14 protein-coding genes are annotated in these 16,033 nt (G+C 65.5%); all 14 read left to right on the forward strand.

Features of this window, described 5'->3' with window-relative positions:
* Positions 1–59: 59 nt before the first annotated feature.
* The 14 genes from LV28_RS33235 to LV28_RS33300 all read left to right on the forward strand — a co-directional run bounded on the left by LV28_RS33235 (position 60) and on the right by LV28_RS33300 (position 15,962).
* Positions 60–866, forward strand: a complete 807-nt coding sequence (locus LV28_RS33235; RefSeq protein WP_023871678.1) for an ABC transporter ATP-binding protein — start codon at positions 60–62, stop codon at positions 864–866.
* Between the two features lie 136 nt (positions 867–1,002).
* Entirely contained in the window at positions 1,003–1,917 is a 915-nt protein-coding gene (locus LV28_RS33240) for a branched-chain amino acid ABC transporter permease (RefSeq protein WP_023595392.1), read from the forward strand.
* Positions 1,918–1,962: 45 nt separating this feature from the next.
* The gene (locus tag LV28_RS33245) at positions 1,963–3,039 is read left to right on the forward strand and encodes a branched-chain amino acid ABC transporter permease (protein WP_023871677.1); all 1,077 of its coding nucleotides are present in this window, start codon (positions 1,963–1,965) and stop codon (positions 3,037–3,039) included.
* 133 nt (positions 3,040–3,172) lie between these two features.
* Positions 3,173–4,447 (forward strand): ABC transporter substrate-binding protein, encoded by a 1,275-nt coding sequence (locus LV28_RS33250; protein WP_223272240.1) that lies wholly within the window; start codon positions 3,173–3,175, stop codon positions 4,445–4,447.
* 115 nt (positions 4,448–4,562) lie between these two features.
* A complete protein-coding gene (locus tag LV28_RS33255; protein ID WP_038617928.1) occupies positions 4,563–5,375 on the forward strand; it encodes an ABC transporter ATP-binding protein in 813 nt (270 codons plus the stop codon).
* 63 nt (positions 5,376–5,438) lie between these two features.
* A complete protein-coding gene (locus tag LV28_RS33260; RefSeq protein ID WP_023871675.1) occupies positions 5,439–6,677 on the forward strand; it encodes a phenylacetate--CoA ligase family protein in 1,239 nt (412 codons plus the stop codon).
* A gap of 154 nt (positions 6,678–6,831) precedes the next feature.
* Positions 6,832–7,959: an aminotransferase class V-fold PLP-dependent enzyme gene (locus LV28_RS33265; RefSeq protein WP_038617925.1), complete on the forward strand. Its 1,128-nt coding sequence runs from the start codon at positions 6,832–6,834 to the stop codon at positions 7,957–7,959.
* A gap of 66 nt (positions 7,960–8,025) precedes the next feature.
* Positions 8,026–8,403, forward strand: coding sequence for a VOC family protein (locus LV28_RS33270; protein WP_023595398.1), 378 nt, complete (start codon positions 8,026–8,028; stop codon positions 8,401–8,403).
* A gap of 279 nt (positions 8,404–8,682) precedes the next feature.
* Positions 8,683–9,543 (forward strand): MurR/RpiR family transcriptional regulator, encoded by an 861-nt coding sequence (locus LV28_RS33275; RefSeq protein ID WP_024788616.1) that lies wholly within the window; start codon positions 8,683–8,685, stop codon positions 9,541–9,543.
* A 45-nt stretch (positions 9,544–9,588) separates the two neighbouring features.
* Positions 9,589–10,851, forward strand: a complete 1,263-nt coding sequence (locus LV28_RS33280) for a diaminopropionate ammonia-lyase (protein WP_025248966.1) — start codon at positions 9,589–9,591, stop codon at positions 10,849–10,851.
* Positions 10,852–10,969: 118 nt separating this feature from the next.
* The gene (locus tag LV28_RS33285; RefSeq protein WP_023871672.1) at positions 10,970–12,199 is read left to right on the forward strand and encodes a Zn-dependent hydrolase; all 1,230 of its coding nucleotides are present in this window, start codon (positions 10,970–10,972) and stop codon (positions 12,197–12,199) included.
* 88 nt (positions 12,200–12,287) lie between these two features.
* Positions 12,288–13,226: an N-carbamoyl-D-amino-acid hydrolase gene (locus LV28_RS33290; protein ID WP_038617922.1), complete on the forward strand. Its 939-nt coding sequence runs from the start codon at positions 12,288–12,290 to the stop codon at positions 13,224–13,226.
* A 268-nt stretch (positions 13,227–13,494) separates the two neighbouring features.
* Entirely contained in the window at positions 13,495–14,793 is a 1,299-nt protein-coding gene (locus tag LV28_RS33295) for an MFS transporter (protein WP_038621224.1), read from the forward strand.
* A 20-nt stretch (positions 14,794–14,813) separates the two neighbouring features.
* The gene (locus tag LV28_RS33300) at positions 14,814–15,962 is read left to right on the forward strand and encodes a YgeY family selenium metabolism-linked hydrolase (RefSeq protein ID WP_038617919.1); all 1,149 of its coding nucleotides are present in this window, start codon (positions 14,814–14,816) and stop codon (positions 15,960–15,962) included.
* Positions 15,963–16,033 lie beyond the last annotated feature (71 nt).

Here is a 16,033-nt window from a genome sequence, read left to right on the forward strand (position 1 = left end):
GCGATGTCGCATCGACCGAACCCGCTCCGGTTTCATCCCGGCACACTGCAGGAGATGGCATGAAGGACAACCGCAAGACCGGCGACGTATTGCTCGATTTGCAGCACATCAGCCTGTCGTTTGGTGGCGTCAAGGCGCTCACGGACATTTCGTTCGACGTTCGCGAGCACGAGATCCGCGCGATCATCGGCCCGAACGGCGCGGGCAAGAGCTCGATGCTCAATGTGATCAACGGCGTGTATCACCCGCAGCAAGGCGCGATCGTCTTTCGCGGCAAGCCGCGCCAGCGCATGCACCCAACCTCGGCGGCCCGCCACGGCGTGGCCCGCACTTTCCAGAACATCGCCCTGTTCAAGGGCATGACCGTGCTCGACAACATCATGACGGGGCGAAACACCCGCATGCGCGCCGGGTTGCTCGCCAGCGCCATCTGGTGGGGCAAGGCGCGCGAGGAAGAGATGGCGAACCGCGCCAAGGTCGAAGAGATCATCGACTTTCTCGAGATCCAGCACATCCGCAAGACCCCGGTGGGGCGTCTGCCGTACGGCCTGCAAAAGCGCGTAGAACTGGCGCGCGCGTTGGCCGCCGAGCCCGAATTGCTGCTGCTCGACGAGCCCATGGCGGGCATGAACCTCGAAGAGAAGCGAGACATGTGCCGCTTCATTCTGGAAGTCAACGAAGAGTTCGGCACGACCATTGTGCTGATCGAGCACGACATGGGCGTGGTGATGGATATCTCGGATCGCGTGGTGGTGCTCGACTACGGGAAGAAGATCGGTGACGGCTCGCCCGACGAGGTGCGGTCGGATCCTGAAGTCATTCGCGCCTATCTCGGTGCCGCGCACGGCCAGCCGGCCGCCGCCTGAGACGAATCGGGAAAAGTGGCGCCAAGCGCAAGCGGGGGGGAATCCGGAAGCAACGAAGCAGGAGCCAGGCAGGAGCCAAGCGGGTACCGCCCGCGTTGGGTGACGGCGCCGGGTGTGGGTAAATGGGGAGACATCGATGCAGTTCTTTCTGGAAATTCTGATCGGCGGGTTGCTCTCCGGGGTGATGTACTCCCTGGTGGCGCTCGGCTTCGTGCTGATCTTCAAGGCGTCGGGCGTATTCAACTTCGCGCAGGGCGCGATGGTGTACTTCGCGGCGCTGTCCGTGGTCGGCCTCATGGAGCGCGGGCTGCCACTGTGGGCCGCGGCCGTCGGGGCGTTTGCGGTGATGGTGCTCATGAGCGTGGCCACGGAGCGCTTTGTGCTGCGCAAGCTGGTGAACCAGTCGCCCATTACGCTCTTCATGGCGACCATCGGCCTGTCGTTCTTCCTCGAGGGGCTCGCACCGCTGCTGTGGGGCAACGAGGTGCGTCCGCTCTCGCTGGGCATCGTGGACGAGCCGATCGCGTCGATCCTGGATTCGACCGGCATCCTCGTGAGCCGCTTCGATCTGGCGGCCGCCGCGATCGCGGCGGTGCTCGTGGCGTTGCTCGCGCTGTTCTTCCGGGCCACCAGTATTGGCCGGGCGCTGCGCGCGGTGGCGGACGATCATCAGGCGGCGCTCTCGCTCGGCATTCCGCTGCAACGCATCTGGGTGGTGGTATGGAGCGTGTCGGGCTTCGTCGCGCTGGTCGCCGGCATGCTCTGGGGGTCGCGCAACGGCGTGCAGTTCGCGCTCACGATGACGGCGCTCAAGGCCTTGCCCGTGCTGATTCTCGGCGGATTCACCTCGATTCCGGGCGCGATTGTCGGCGGGTTGATCATCGGTGCGGCCGAGAAGCTTGCCGAGATCTACGTGCCGCAACTGCTGCAAAGCCAGTTCGGCGGGAACTTCGGCGGCATCGAGGGCTGGTTCCCGTACGTGTTCGCGCTGCTGTTCCTGCTCGTTCGCCCGGAAGGGTTGTTCGGGGAGCGGCACATCGATCGCGTTTGATCGCCGACATCGACCACGCATCAGCCAATATCGCAGGGGCCAGACATGTTTTATCGCGAAGCGGGGCAGTTCAAGACCTCATATGAAGCGGATAGCCAGATTTTCCCGATCCGGCAGGACCGGCTGACCGTCGGCGCGTTGCTGGCGGTGGCGTTTGGCGTGCTGCCGTGGATTGCCTCGGAATATTGGCTCACGGCCATTCTCGTGCCCTTCCTCGTGTTCTCGCTCGCGGCGCTGGGGCTGAACATCCTCACCGGGTATGCGGGACAGTTGTCGCTCGGCACGGCGGCGTTCATGGCGGTGGGGGCTTACGCGTCGTATAACTTCCAGTTGCGTATCGAGGGCATGCCGATTCTGGCCTCGTTCGCGCTGGGCGGGGTCTGCGCGGCGCTGGTGGGCATTGCGTTCGGCCTGCCGTCGCTGCGCATCAAGGGGTTCTATCTGGCCGTCGCCACGCTCGCCGCGCAGTTCTTCGTGCTCTGGGTGCTGACGAAATTCCCCTGGCTTTCCAACAACAGCTCGTCGGGGGTGATCACCGCGCAGAAGATCTCTGTGTTCGGGTTCGACGTGGACACGCCGGTGCGCAAATACCTCTTCGTGCTGGGCGTGGTCACGCTCATGGCGCTCGTGGCGAAGAATCTGGTGCGCTCGCACATCGGTCGCGCCTGGATGGCGGTGCGCGACATGGACGTGGCGGCCGAGGTCATCGGCATTCCGCTCATGCGGGTGAAACTGCTGGCGTTCGCCGTGAGCTCGTTCTACTGCGGCGTGGCCGGCGCGCTCTACGCCTATTGCTATCTGGGCTCGGTCGAGCCGGATGGCTTTTCCCTCGACCTGTCGTTTCGCATCCTGTTCATGATCATCATCGGCGGGGTGGGGAGCATTCTCGGCAGCTTTCTTGGCGCGGCCTTCATTCTGCTGCTGCCCATTCTGCTCGACAGCACCTTGCCTCCCGTTGCCGCATTCCTGCACTTGCCCTTTACCAACGCCACCGTCTCGCACATCCAGTTGATGATGTTCGGCGGTCTCATCATCTTTTTCCTGATCGTCGAGCCGCACGGGCTGGCGCGGCTTTGGCAAATCGCCAAGGAGAAGCTGCGCATCTGGCCTTTCCCGCACTGAAGTCCACCCGGACGGCGCGCGAGACATCGCGTGTTGCCGGCGCACGTTTTGCCACAGATAAAACCACAGACGGAGACACAGCATGAACACGAAACAGTTGACGGCATCGTTGGGCGTGGCGCTCGCGCTCGGCATGGGCGCGGCGGGCACGTCGCTCGCCCAGTCGAATGACCAGTTCATCGCACTCGCGGATTACCGCGTCGGTCCGTATGGCGCGAACGGTCAGTCGTTCTACGGCGGGTTCATCGACTATCTGCAGTACGTGAATATGAAAAACGGCGGTGTGAACGGTGTGAAGCTCACGTGGGAAGAGTGCGAGACCGAGTACAACAACGCCAAGGGCGTGGAGTGCTACGAGCGCCTCAAGGGCAAGAATCCGGTCACCAAGGGCACCGCATATCACACCATGGCCACCGGGATCTCATATGCGCTGATCGACAAGACGGCCACCGACCAGGTGCCGCTCGTGATGATGGGCTACGGCCGCACCGACGCCGTGGACGGCTCCGTGTTCCCGTGGGCTTTCCCGCTGGTCACGACCTATCAGATGCAGGCGTCGGCCATCATCAAGTTCCTCGCCGACAAGAACGGCGGCTCGCTCGCCGGCAAGAAGATCGTCTACCTGTATCACGACTCGGCTTACGGCAAGGAGCCGATCGTGGCGATGCAGGCCGAATCGAAGATCCACAAATTCACCTTGGTGGAGATTCCGGTGGCGCATCCGGGCAATGAGCAGGGGGCGCAGTGGCTGCGCATTCGTCAGGAGAACCCCGACTACGTGGTCTTCTGGGGGTGGGGCGTAATGAACCAGACGGCGCTCAAGGCCGCGCAGAAGGTCGGCTATCCGCGCGAGAAGATCATCGGCAGCTGGTGGGCTGGCTCGGAGGAAGACACGATTCCCGCCGGTCCGGCCGCCAAGGGCTACATGAGCGCCACGTGGAACGTGGCGGGCAAGCAGGTGCCGTTGATCGCCGACATCGAGAAGGTGGTCTACGGCGCGGGCAAGGGCAACATGCAGGACCCGTCGAAGGTGGGCTCGGTACTCTATAACCGGGGCGTGTCCGCCGCGGTCGCCACCGTCGAGGCGCTCAATACGGCGCAGAACAAGTTCGGCAAAGGCAAGGTGATGACGCCCGTGCAAGTGCGCTGGGCGTTCGAAAACCTGAATATCGACGCCGCCCGGCTCAAGGCGATCGGTGCGACCGGCCTGCTGCCCGACATCAAGACGAGCTGCGAGGATCACGAGGGCTCCGGGAAGGTTCGCATCCAGCAATGGGACGGCGCCAAGTGGGTCATGGTGTCCGACTGGATCGAGGGCAACCGCCGTCTGATTCACCCGCTGTTCGAGGCGTCGGCCAAGCAATATGCCAAGGAGAAGGGCATTACGCCGGCCTGCTACAAGATGTGATCGACGTCGTCGCCCGCGCCGGCAGCGGGGCTGTGCACCACGGCGTGGGCGACGTGCGCGCGACAGGCAGGGTCGCCATCATCGGGACCCGGTGGCAACGATTTCGGAGTCAGGCATGGAAGCGAGTTTGCGCGTCAACAATATCGAAGTCATCTACGACCACGTGATTCTGGTGCTCAAGGGCGTTTCGCTGACCGTGCCCGCGGGCAAGATCGTGGCGCTGCTCGGCGCCAACGGCGCGGGCAAGAGCACGACGCTCAAGGCGATTTCCAACCTGCTGCATGCCGAGCGCGGCGAGGTGACGAAGGGCACCATCGACTATCGCGGTGAACGGGTCGAGAAGCTCACGCCCAACGGGCTGGTCAAGCGCGGCGTGATTCAGGTGATGGAAGGGCGTCACTGCTTCGGGCATTTGACGATCGAGGAAAACCTGCTCACGGGCGCCTATGTCAGGCACGCGTCGCGCAGTGCGCAGCAACAGGCGCTGGAGCGCATCTACGCGTACTTTCCGCGTCTCAAAACGCGCCGCAAGTCGCAAGCCGGTTACACGTCGGGCGGGGAACAGCAGATGTGCGCGATCGGGCGCGCCATGATGGCGCAGCCGTCGATGATTCTGCTCGATGAGCCATCGATGGGACTCGCGCCGCAGATCGTCGAAGAGATCTTCACGATCGTGCGCGACCTGAATCAGCGCGAGAACGTGAGCTTCCTGTTGGCCGAGCAGAACACCATGGCGGCGCTGCGTTATGCGGACTACGGCTACATCCTCGAAAACGGGCGCGTGGTGATGGACGGCGACGCGGCGTCGCTGCGCGACAACGAGGACGTGAAGGAATTCTATCTGGGCATCGCCAAGGACGGCGCCAACAGCGCGGGCAGCTTCCGCAACGTCAAGAGCTACCGTCGACGCAAGCGCTGGATTGCCTAGGCAGCCCGGCAAGCGGCGCGATGCACACGACAGACCGTTAATCCCCAACGAATTTCCGTCTCTATGAACGACTACTTCGACACGCTGGAAACCCGTGCGCCGGAGGTTCGCGAGAAGGCGCTGCTGGCGGCGTTGCCGGCGCAGGTCTCGCACGCGCGTGCGAACGCGGCGTATTTTTCCCAAGTGCTCGGCGATGTCGATCCGGCGGCGATCGGCTCGCGCGCCGCGCTCGCCGCGCTGCCCGTCACACGTAAATCGGATTTGTCGGCGTTCCAGCGACGTCATCCGCCGCTGGGTGGACTGAATGCGACCCCGATCGGCGCGCTCGCGCACGTCTACCAATCGCCGGGCCCGATCTACGAACCGGACGGTCGGGGCAGCGACTGGTGGCGCTTCGCGCGTGCCATGTTTGCTGCGGGGCTGCGCCCGGGCGACCTCGTCTACAACACGTATTCCTATCACTTCACCCCCGCGGGCATGATGATCGAGACGGGCGCGACGAGGCTGGGGTGTTGTGTATTCCCGGCCGGCGTCGGGCAGACGGAGTTGCAGCTCGAGGCAATCCGCCATCTGATGCCGGTGGCCTATGCTGGCACGCCGTCATTCCTGAAGATCCTGATCGAGAAGAGCGAGGCCGCCGGCGTCGACATCGGTTGCATCCGTCGCGCAACCCTTTCTGGCGAGGCCTTGCCGCCGTCGTTGCGTGCGTGGTTCAACGGCCGGGGCATTACGGCGCGTCAGTTGTACGGCACGGCGGATCTGGGCCTGATCGCTTTCGAGAGCGACGCGCAGGCCGGGCTGATCGTCGACGAGAACGTGTTGGTCGAGCTGGTCGAGCCGGGCGGAACGAAGCCGGTGCCGGACGGTGAGATCGGCGAAGTGGTCGTGACGAACTTCAATCCCGACTACCCGTTGATTCGGTTTGCCACCGGCGATCTCTCCGCGATAGCGCCTGGCGTCAGCCCGTGCGGGCGCACGAATATGCGTTTGACGGGATGGTTGGGACGGGCCGACCAGACGGTCAAGGTGCGGGGCATGTTCGTGCATCCCGGCCAGGTCGGCGAGATCGGGAAGCGGTACCCGGAGCTGGGGCGCGTTCGCTTGCGCGTGGAGGGGCGCGTCGGCGAGGATCGCATGCGGCTGCTGTGCGAGACGAGCGAGGCCCCGCCGGAGGGGTTGGCGGCGCGCGTCCAGGAGACGCTGCGCGACGTGACCCGCCTGCGCGGCGAAGTCGACTTCGTGGCATTGGGCTCGCTGCCGGCCGACGGCAAGCTCGTGGAGGACGCCCGGGCCTACGATTGACCCGTCCGGCGGGGACCGTCGACCGATACCCGGGGGCTCGCGCAAGGCGCGATTCGACGGCATCTCGCCCATCCGAATGATTGGCTGTGCGCCGGAGGGGATTTCGTTAGAATCTGCTTTCGATGTTCGTATTCGCCAATTATCGGAGGCTGACGTGCCAGGACTACTTCCCGATGTCGACCGCGAGGGACTCCTCGAATATTCGGTCGTGTACACCGACCGGTCGATCAACCACATGTCGCAGCGCTTTCAGGGCGTCATGCGCGACATTTCCGATGGCCTGAAACGGGTCTACAACGCGAATTCGGTCATCGTCGTGCCGGGCAGCGGGACTTTCGGCATGGAGGCCGTTGCCCGCCAGTTCGCGACGAACAAGAAGTGCCTCGTCATTCGAAACGGCTGGTTCAGCTTCCGCTGGTCGCAGATTTTCGACATGGGCGGTATTCCTTCCGAGACCCTCGTGCTCAAGGCGCGGCCGGTCGAGTCGGGCAGACAGGCGGCCTACGCGCCCGCGCCGATCGACGAGGTCGTGGCCGCGATCAGGGCGAACAAGCCGGACCTGGTGTTCGCCCCGCACGTGGAAACCGCCTCGGGCATGATGTTGCCCGACGACTATCTGCGCGCCGTCGCCGATGCCGTGCATGCCGTTGGCGGCATGTTCGTCCTCGATTGCATCGCATCGGGCACCGTGTGGGTCGACATGAAAGCGGTTGGCGTGGACGTGCTGATCAGCGCGCCGCAAAAGGGTTGGAGCGCTTCTCCCTGTTGCGCGCTGGTGATGCTCAGTGCCCTGGCGCGCGAGCGCATCGAGGGCACGACGAGCACGAGCTTCGCCTGCGATCTTCGACAGTGGCTGCAGATCATGGAAGCCTACGAGAAGGGCGGCTTCGCATACCACGCCACCATGCCCACGGACAGCCTCGCGGTATTGCGCGACGTGATCAAGGAAACCGAGGCTTACGGATTGGAAAAGGTGCGTGCCGAGCAGTTGGAACTCGGCAGGCGCATTCGCACATTGCTCGCGGCCAAGGGCTTCCGGAGCGTGGCCGCCGAAGGTTTTCAGGCGCCGGGGGTCGTGGTCAGCTACACCGACGACGATGGCATCCGCACCGGCAAGAAGTTCGCCGACGCCGGCTTGCAGATTGCCGCGGGCGTACCACTTCGCGTCGATGAGCCGGAGGACTTCAAGACGTTCCGCATCGGCCTGTTCGGTCTGGACAAGCTCCATGACGTGGAAGGCGCGGTGGCGCGATTCGCCAAGGCGTTGGACAGCGTCGCGTGATTGCCGGCGGGCGCGCAAACCTGTGCGCCTGAATCGAATGTCGTACAACCTCACGGAGCGGCAACGATGTCCTGGAAGCCCGAAAGCTATCCCTCGATGAGCCCTTACCTGATCTGTCCGGATGCCGAGGCATTGATCCGGTTCGTCGAGACTGCGTTCGGCGGTGTGCTGCTGCGCCGCTTCGACCGGCCCGACGGTTCGCTCATGCATGCGGAAGTCAGGATCGACGACAGCGTATTGATGCTCGGCGGCGGGGTGACCGAGATTGTCGCGACCGCGCCGCACATTCACCTCTATGTGCCGGACGTATCGGCCGTTTTCGCGCGGGCTGTGGCCGCAGGAGCGACGGTCGTGCAGGCGCCGCTGCGCAAGCGGGAAGACGACGATCTTCGCGGCGGTGTTCAGGACGCCTCCGGCACCACTTGGTGGATCGCTTCGCAGTAGCCGTCGCCAGGCGCTCACGCAGGACAGTCGAGCGCTTTGTCTGCTCCCTCCCATGCCCGCCGACTGGCGGGCATTTTCTTTGGCGCCGCGCCGATGCTTTATTTTTTTCCTTTTGACACTTTATTTTCGTTTACATAGTTTACTGAAACATAAGTTCCAAAAGCAGGATGCCCCGTGATAAGCGCGACGCAAACAGCGCAAGCGGCGCAGACGATGGCAGCATGCTGGGACCCGCAACTTTGCGCCCGCCGGAAACGGATGGGCCGATTGGAAAACACCATGAACGGCACGCTTCAAGACCGCATCCTGCAACTGCAAGACGACTTCACGCCCAGCGAGAAACGTCTTGCGGATGTGACGCTCGCGCACTTGTCGCAATTGGCGTCGTATTCCGCGACCGAGCTCGCGGAGATGGCGGAAGTCTCGAAGGCTTCGGCGGCGCGCTTCTTCAAGCGTCTGGGCTACGAGACATTCAACGAATTGCGCACCCGCATGCGCGAGGACGCCGACCACGGGTCGCCGCTCTTCGCGCTGGCGGGCATCTCCACGCCCGAGACGGCGGGCGACACGCCGGAAGGCGCCATGGGCGCGCATCTGGCGGCCGACCTTCAGAACCTCGCGCACACGTTCGAGCGCATTGCCGCGGCCGACCTGGACCGCGCGGCGGAGATCGGCGCGAATGCGCGGCGCGTCTTCATCGCGGGCTTTCGCAACGGCCGCGTGCTCGCCCAGTACATGTGGGCATTGCTTACGCAGGTGCGAGACGGCGTGCTGCTGGTGCCGGGCGCGGGCCTGAACCTGGCGGAAGACCTGGCCGACATGTCCGCCGACGACGTGCTCGTCGTCATGGACTTTCGCCGCCGCGTCACGCTGCTGCGCCCGATGGTCGAACACGCCAACCGCGTTGGCGCTCGCGTGGTGATCCTCACCGATCCGACCGCCACGGAGCTGCCGGCGCGCAGCGACATCGTGCTGCGCTGCGTGAATCGCACCGCAGGCATGTTCGATTCCTACGTTGCGGCGATGAGCGTCATCAACCACCTTTGCACGCGCCTTGGGCTGGCCCTTGGCGATGCGGCGCGCGAGCGGCTTGCCCACATCGAGCGCCTGCATGACGACTACGGCGACTTGCGCCGCTAGCCGGTATCGACACCGACAGATCCATTCAGAAACCGAGGAGCACATATGACCCACCCCCTTCCCAATCTGCGCCTGCAGTGTTTCGCGAACCCGGCCGTCGAGCCTGGGGCGCGTTATGGCGACGCGCGCCGTGCCATTCTGGGAGGTGACGCGTTTGCCACCGCCGCGCGTGAAATCACGCGCTGGCCGGGCTACGCCGAGACGCCGCTCGTCGCACTCGACGGGCTGGCGCGCGCGGCGGGCGTGGCGCAGATCCGTTACAAGGACGAGGCGGGACGCTTCGGCCTGGGAAGCTTCAAGGCGCTGGGTGGGGCGTACGCCGTGAGTCGCCTGCTGATCCGCGAAATCGAAGCCCGCACGGGGCAACAGGGCGTGAGCGTGGCCGACCTGCTCTCGGGACGCTTCGCCGATCTGACCCGCACGCTGTGCGTGACGTGCGCCACCGATGGCAACCACGGGCGCTCGGTGGCATGGGGGGCGCAGCGCTTCGGCTGCCAGTGCGTGATCTACGTGCACGCGACGGTCAGCCAGGGGCGCGTCGACGCCATTGCGCATTACGGCGCCGAGGTCGTGCGCACGGCGGGCAACTACGACGACGCGGTGCGCCAGGCCGCCGACGACGCTTCGCGCCTGGGCCGCTTCGTGGTATCGGACACGTCGTACCCCGGCTACATGGAGGTGCCCAAGGACGTGATGCAGGGCTACGCTGTCATGGCCGACGAAGCGCTGCGCCAGTTCCGCGACGCGACGGGGCAGCTGCCGACGCACGTATTCCTGCAAGGCGGCGTGGGCGGCCTGGCCGCTGCCGTGCTCGCCCATTTCTGGGAAACGCTCGAAGTGCGCGGCGAGGCACGTCCGAGATTCGTCGTGGTCGAGCCGGACAAGGCCGCATGTCTTTACGAGAGCGCGCGCGCCGGGGAACCGGTGGCCGTGCATGGCGAGCTCGATACGGTGATGGCCGGGTTGGCCTGTGGCGAGGTGTCGTTGCTGGCGTGGGAGATCCTGCGCCCGGGCGCGCACGCGTTTCTGACCATCGACGACGCCTCTGCGCTGGAGACGATGCGCATGCTCGCGCAAGGCCGCTTCGGCGACGCGCCGATGGTCGCCGGCGAATCGGCCGTGGCCGGGCTGGCCGGGTGCCTGGGCGCTGCCGCCGATGCGCACGCGCGGGCCGAACTGGGGCTCGATGCCTCGAGCCGCGTGCTGGTCTTCGGCAGCGAAGGCGCCACGGATCCGGTGCTGTTCGAGACGATCGTCGGCATGCCTGCCGAAGCCGTGACAGCGGCTGCCGTCAAGCGGGCCGCATAGCCGCATAAAGGCACAAGCGCATCAACGCATCAACGCATCAGCGAATTCAGGGCACGAACGCATCATGAGCATGCTTTTCAACACTTCCGGGGCTGGCGCAGTGGCGGCGGACCCGAATATGCCGCCGGTCCCCCGTATCGACTTGCCGCGCCTGCTCGGGCGTATCGCCGCGCTGGCGCAAGTCGGCGCGATCGACGGAGGCGGTTGCTGCCGCCTGGCACTGAGCGACGCCGACGGCGAAGGTCGCCGTCTCGTCGAGGGCTGGATGCGCGAGCTCGGGCTCGCGGTGAGCGTGGACGCCATCGGCAATGTCGTGGGTGTGCGCGCGGGAAGCGAGGCCGGCCCGCCTGTGATGACCGGCTCGCACATCGACACCGTTCGAACGGGCGGGCGATACGACGGCAACCTCGGCGTGCTTGCCGGCCTGGAGGTCATTGCGTCGCTCAACGATGCAGGCATCGTCACGCGTCGCCCGCTCGCGGTGGCCTTCTTCACGAACGAGGAGGGTGCCCGTTTCTCGCCGGACATGATGGGCAGTCTCGTCTACGTGGGCGGCATGCCGCTCGACGAAGCGCTCGACACGGTGGGGATCGACGGCACGTCCGTGCGCGAGAACCTCACGCGCATCGGGTTCGACGGCACGCATGCGGTCGGCGCGCCCGACGTCCACGCGTTCGTTGAACTGCATGTGGAGCAGGGGCCGGTGCTGGAGCACGAGGGCGTCACGATCGGCGCGGTCACGGGCGTGCAGGGCATTCACTGGACCGAGTTCACGGTCGAGGGCGTGTCGAATCATGCCGGCACCACGCCGATGCGCATGCGTCATGACGCGGGCCACGCCGCCTACGCGATCGCCGCGTACGCACGCGACGTGGCCCGCGAACTGGGGGGCGCGCAGCTGGCGACCGTTGGCCATGTCACGGTGTCGCCCAATCTGGTCAACGTGATTCCGAACCGGGCCGTCTTCACTGTCGACCTGCGCAACACCGACGGCGATGCGCTCGCCGAGGCCGTGCGCCGTGTCTTCGCGAAGGCCGACGCCGTGGCCGAGGCCGAAGGCGTTCGCATCACACGACGCTCGCTGGCGGATTTCGCTCCGGTGCAGTTCGACGAACGCATCGTCGAGCGGGTGGAGGCGCTCGCACGAGAGCGCGGCCACTCGGTGCGCCGCATGCCCAGCGGTGCGGGGCACGACGCGCAGATGCTCGCGCGGGTCTGCCCTGCCGGGATGATTTTCGTGCCGAGCGTGAAGGGCCTGTCGCACAACGTTGCCGAATTCACCCACGACGCCGATATCGACGCCGGGGCCAATCTGCTGCTCGCGCTCATGACGGAACTTGCCGCCTGAACCCGCCGCAGCCGCACCACCCCTGGAGGAGGCGTCCGGTACGCCGGACGCGCAGGGTTTCGAAGAGATTCATCAAGGAGATAACGTCATGTCCCGTATCGTCAACGTCGCCGCCGCGCAGCTCGGACCCATCCAGCGCGCCGATTCCCGTGCCGACGTGATGGAGCGCCTGCTCGCTCACCTGCACAACGCGCACGCGATGGGCTGCCATCTCGTCGTCTTCCCCGAACTGGCGCTCACGACCTTCTTCCCGCGCTGGTACATGGAAGATCCGGCCGAGATCGATGCCTTCTACGAGCGCGAAATGCCTGGCCCGCAAACGCAGGTGCTATTCGACACGGCCAGACGCCTGGGCATCGGGTTCTATCTCGGCTACGCCGAAATCGCGCTCGACGACGCCGGTTGTCCGCATCGCTTCAATACGTCGATCCTGGTCGGCGCCGACGGCGGCATCATCGGCAGGTATCGCAAGGTGCACCTGCCGGGCCATGCGGAGAACGAGCCGTGGCGCGCGTTCCAGCACCTGGAGAAGTACTACTTTGAACCGGGCGATGCGTTCGGTGTGTGGCGCGGCTTCGGCGGCGTGATGGGCATGGCCCTGTGCAATGACCGTCGCTGGTCGGAGACCTATCGCGTGATGGGCCTGCAGGGCGTGGAGATGATCCTGCTCGGCTATAACACGCCGGTTCACAATCCGCCCGCGCCGGAACACGACGATCTGTCGATGTTCCACAACCAGTTGGTCATGCAGGCCGGCGCGTACCAGAACGGCACGTGGGTGGTCGGTGTGGCCAAGGCGGGCAAGGAAGAGGACTGCGAGATGATCGGCGGGAGCTGCATCATCGCGCCCTCGGGCGAAGTGGTGGCCGCCTGTTCGACCAAGGGCGACGAGCTGGCCATCGCGCGCTGCGACCTCGACCTGTGCAACTCGTACAAGAGCACGACCTTCAATTTTGCAAAGCACCGCCGTCCCGAGGCGTATCGCATGATCGTCGAACGACGCGGCGCCGTGGTTCCGCAGGCGTGAGCGCCCGCGCCCAGGGCGCAGGACGCGCAGGCGTCTGACACGGAGGCACGCGGCAGGCACCGCGACGTCTCCCGGTTCATCCCAACCCCCATCACAGCCATGCAGGCCGCGAGGCCCGCAGGGGAACGTGTTGCCCGAAGCTTATGCCGAAGTCTTCGTGCGCATCACGCCTGGCCAACAGTTCGTCACGATATTTTTCGCGCTGGAGCCTATGATGAAAAACGCACCGTCCCCTGCATCACTTGCGGGCAACTCGCCCGGCCAACCCATGCATGCCGATTCCCGTGTCCTGAGCGACGCCGCCGACAATGCCCTGTACCGCCGCGTCGCATGGCGGCTGGTGCCGTTCCTGATGCTCTGCTACGTCGCCGCGTTCCTTGACCGGGTCAACGTCGGCTTCGCCAAGCTGCAGATGCTCGACGATCTCGGCTTCTCCGAGACGGTGTACGGCCTCGGCGCCGGCATCTTCTTCATCGGCTACTTCCTGTTCGAAGTGCCGAGCAACGTGCTGATGCATCGCATCGGCGCCAAGAAGACCCTTGCACGCATCATGATCCTCTGGGGGCTCATTTCCGCGGCCATGGCTTTCACGCAGACGCCGACCCAGTTCTACGTGCTGCGCTTCCTGCTCGGCGCGGCCGAGGCGGGCTTCTATCCCGGCATCATCCTGTACCTCACGTACTGGTTTCCGTCGGCGCGTCGCGGCCAGATCGTGGCGATCTTCATGACTGCCGTGCCGTTCGCGGGCATTCTCGGCGGACCGCTCTCGGGCTGGATCATGCAGTCGTTCCACATGGGCCATGGCTTTGCGGGCTGGCAGTGGATGTTCGTCATCGAGGCCGTGCCGTCGATGGTGCTGGGCGCCGCCGTGTTGTTCTACCTGGACGACCGCATTGCCGATGCACGTTGGCTCTCCGACGCGGAGAAAGCGCGCCTGGCGCACAACGTCGCCGCCGAAACGTGCGAGAAGACCGAACACGTGTCGCTGTGGAAGCTGCTGCAGGATCGTCGCGTACTGCACATGGCGCTGATCTGCTACTGCACGGTATCGAGCCTGTCGGGCCTGGCCTTCTGGATTCCCTCGGTGATCAAGTCGACCGGCGTGAAGTCCTTGCTCGAGATCGGCCTGCTGACCGCGGTACCCAACGCGTGTGCGGTCGTGTCGATGGTGCTGGTTTGCCGTCATTCCGACAAGACGCGCGAGCGCCGCTGGCACATGGTGATTCCGTTCGTCGTGGGCGGCGTCGGGCTCATCCTGTCGACACTGTTCGGCCATAACCCGCCGGTCGCCGTGGCGATGCTCTCGGTGGCCGCGGCCGGTTGCATGGTCTGCTCGCCGCTCTTCTGGAGTCTGCCGACGGCCTTCCTCGAGGGGCGCAGTGCGGCCGCGGGCATTGCCGGCATCAACGCCTTCGCCGGACTGGCCGCCTTTGTCAGCCCGTACGTCATCGGCTGGATCAAGGACACGACCGGCTCGACGGATTGGGGTATGTACTTCCTTGCGAGCTTCGCGTTCATCGGTGCCATCCTGGTGTTGCGCGTGCCGGCCCGGCTGGTCAATCGCTGAGACGAAGGAGACGCTAGGTCATGACGATCGATGTCATTGCGTTGACGCAGGAGATGGTGCGCACGCCGAGTTTCTCGGGTGACGAGGCAGGCATGGCGGCGCTGGTCGAAGCGCGTATGCGCGAGCTCGGCTTCGACGAGATCCATCGCGACGAGAACGGGTCGGTGCTCGGGCTGATCGGCCCGGCGGGCGCGGACGTCGCCGTGCTCTTCGACGGCCACATGGATGTGGTGCCGGTAGTCGGCGAATGGTCAGTCGCGCCGTTCGGCGGCGAAATCCGCGATGGACGCCTCTATGGGCGTGGCAGCACCGACATGAAGGGGGGCGTCGCGGCCGCCATGTGCGGCGCGGCGCAAGCCGCGGCGACGGGGCGACTCACCCGCCGGGTGGCGGTATCGGCAAGCGTGATGGAAGAGGTGATCGAAGGCTTCGCGCTGGCGCCGGTGCTCGACCGATGCGCACCCGCCGCCGTGATCATCTGCGAGCCGTCGAAGCTCCAGATCAAGTCGGGGCAGAAGGGACGCATGGAGATACTGCTGACGTTCGAGGGCACGCCCGCACATGCGGCGTCGCCCGAGGTCGGCGTCAATCCGTTGCACGCGGCGGCTCGCGCCCTGATCGCCTTGCAGGATCTGCCGTTGCCCACGCATGCGTCGCTGGGGGACGCCCTGCTGGTGCCCACCGACATCGTCTCCACGCCGTACCCGTCGATATCGATGATACCGACGGCGACGACGATTCGTTTCGACCGCCGCACGCTCCCGGGCGAAACGTCGCAGGACGTGCTCTCGGCGATCGAGGCGCGCTTGCGCGCCGAGGGGCTGACGCGCTTCACGCTCGCGGTCACGGGCGACAAGGTGAGGACGTTCACGGGGTGCTGCGCGCGACCGTTCCGCTGGCTGCCTGCGTGGCAGATCGCCGATGACCATGCGCTGGTCTCGGCGGCCGGCCGCGCGGCGCAGGCGGCGGGGCGCGTGGCCACGCTCGGTACGTGGCGCTTTTGCACCAACGGATCGGAATCGGCCGGGCGACGCGGTATTCCCACCATCGGGCTCGGGCCGGGCAACGAAGAGGATGCGCACACCATCGACGAGTCGATCGCTCTGGAGCAACTCGAAGGGGCGCGCGACATCTACCGGGAGCTCGCGCTCGAACTGGCGACGGGGTGAGGTCCGGCGATGGGGGGCGCGCCGCATGCCCCGCTGCATGCCCCGCCGATGGTGCGGGGCATGCGGTTGCC

This window comes from Pandoraea pnomenusa (assembly GCF_000767615.3).
Classification (GTDB): domain Bacteria; phylum Pseudomonadota; class Gammaproteobacteria; order Burkholderiales; family Burkholderiaceae; genus Pandoraea; species Pandoraea pnomenusa.

What these genes read in the sequence shown, in the direction of transcription:
- LV28_RS33290 (WP_038617922.1), top strand. Translation starts at nt 12,288, where the DNA reads ATGTCCCGTATCGTCAACGTCGCCGCCGCGCAGCTCGGACCCATCCAG.
- LV28_RS33245 (WP_023871677.1), top strand. Translation starts at nt 1,963, where the DNA reads ATGTTTTATCGCGAAGCGGGGCAGTTCAAGACCTCATATGAAGCGGAT.
- LV28_RS33235 (WP_023871678.1), top strand. Translation starts at nt 60, where the DNA reads ATGAAGGACAACCGCAAGACCGGCGACGTATTGCTCGATTTGCAGCAC.
- LV28_RS33275 (WP_024788616.1), top strand. Translation starts at nt 8,683, where the DNA reads ATGAACGGCACGCTTCAAGACCGCATCCTGCAACTGCAAGACGACTTC.
- LV28_RS33270 (WP_023595398.1), top strand. Translation starts at nt 8,026, where the DNA reads ATGTCCTGGAAGCCCGAAAGCTATCCCTCGATGAGCCCTTACCTGATC.
- LV28_RS33255 (WP_038617928.1), top strand. Translation starts at nt 4,563, where the DNA reads ATGGAAGCGAGTTTGCGCGTCAACAATATCGAAGTCATCTACGACCAC.
- LV28_RS33285 (WP_023871672.1), top strand. Translation starts at nt 10,970, where the DNA reads ATGCCGCCGGTCCCCCGTATCGACTTGCCGCGCCTGCTCGGGCGTATC.
- LV28_RS33295 (WP_038621224.1), top strand. Translation starts at nt 13,495, where the DNA reads ATGCATGCCGATTCCCGTGTCCTGAGCGACGCCGCCGACAATGCCCTG.
- LV28_RS33260 (WP_023871675.1), top strand. Translation starts at nt 5,439, where the DNA reads ATGAACGACTACTTCGACACGCTGGAAACCCGTGCGCCGGAGGTTCGC.
- LV28_RS33300 (WP_038617919.1), top strand. Translation starts at nt 14,814, where the DNA reads ATGACGATCGATGTCATTGCGTTGACGCAGGAGATGGTGCGCACGCCG.
- LV28_RS33240 (WP_023595392.1), top strand. Translation starts at nt 1,003, where the DNA reads ATGCAGTTCTTTCTGGAAATTCTGATCGGCGGGTTGCTCTCCGGGGTG.
- LV28_RS33280 (WP_025248966.1), top strand. Translation starts at nt 9,589, where the DNA reads ATGACCCACCCCCTTCCCAATCTGCGCCTGCAGTGTTTCGCGAACCCG.
- LV28_RS33250 (WP_223272240.1), top strand. Translation starts at nt 3,173, where the DNA reads ATGGGCGCGGCGGGCACGTCGCTCGCCCAGTCGAATGACCAGTTCATC.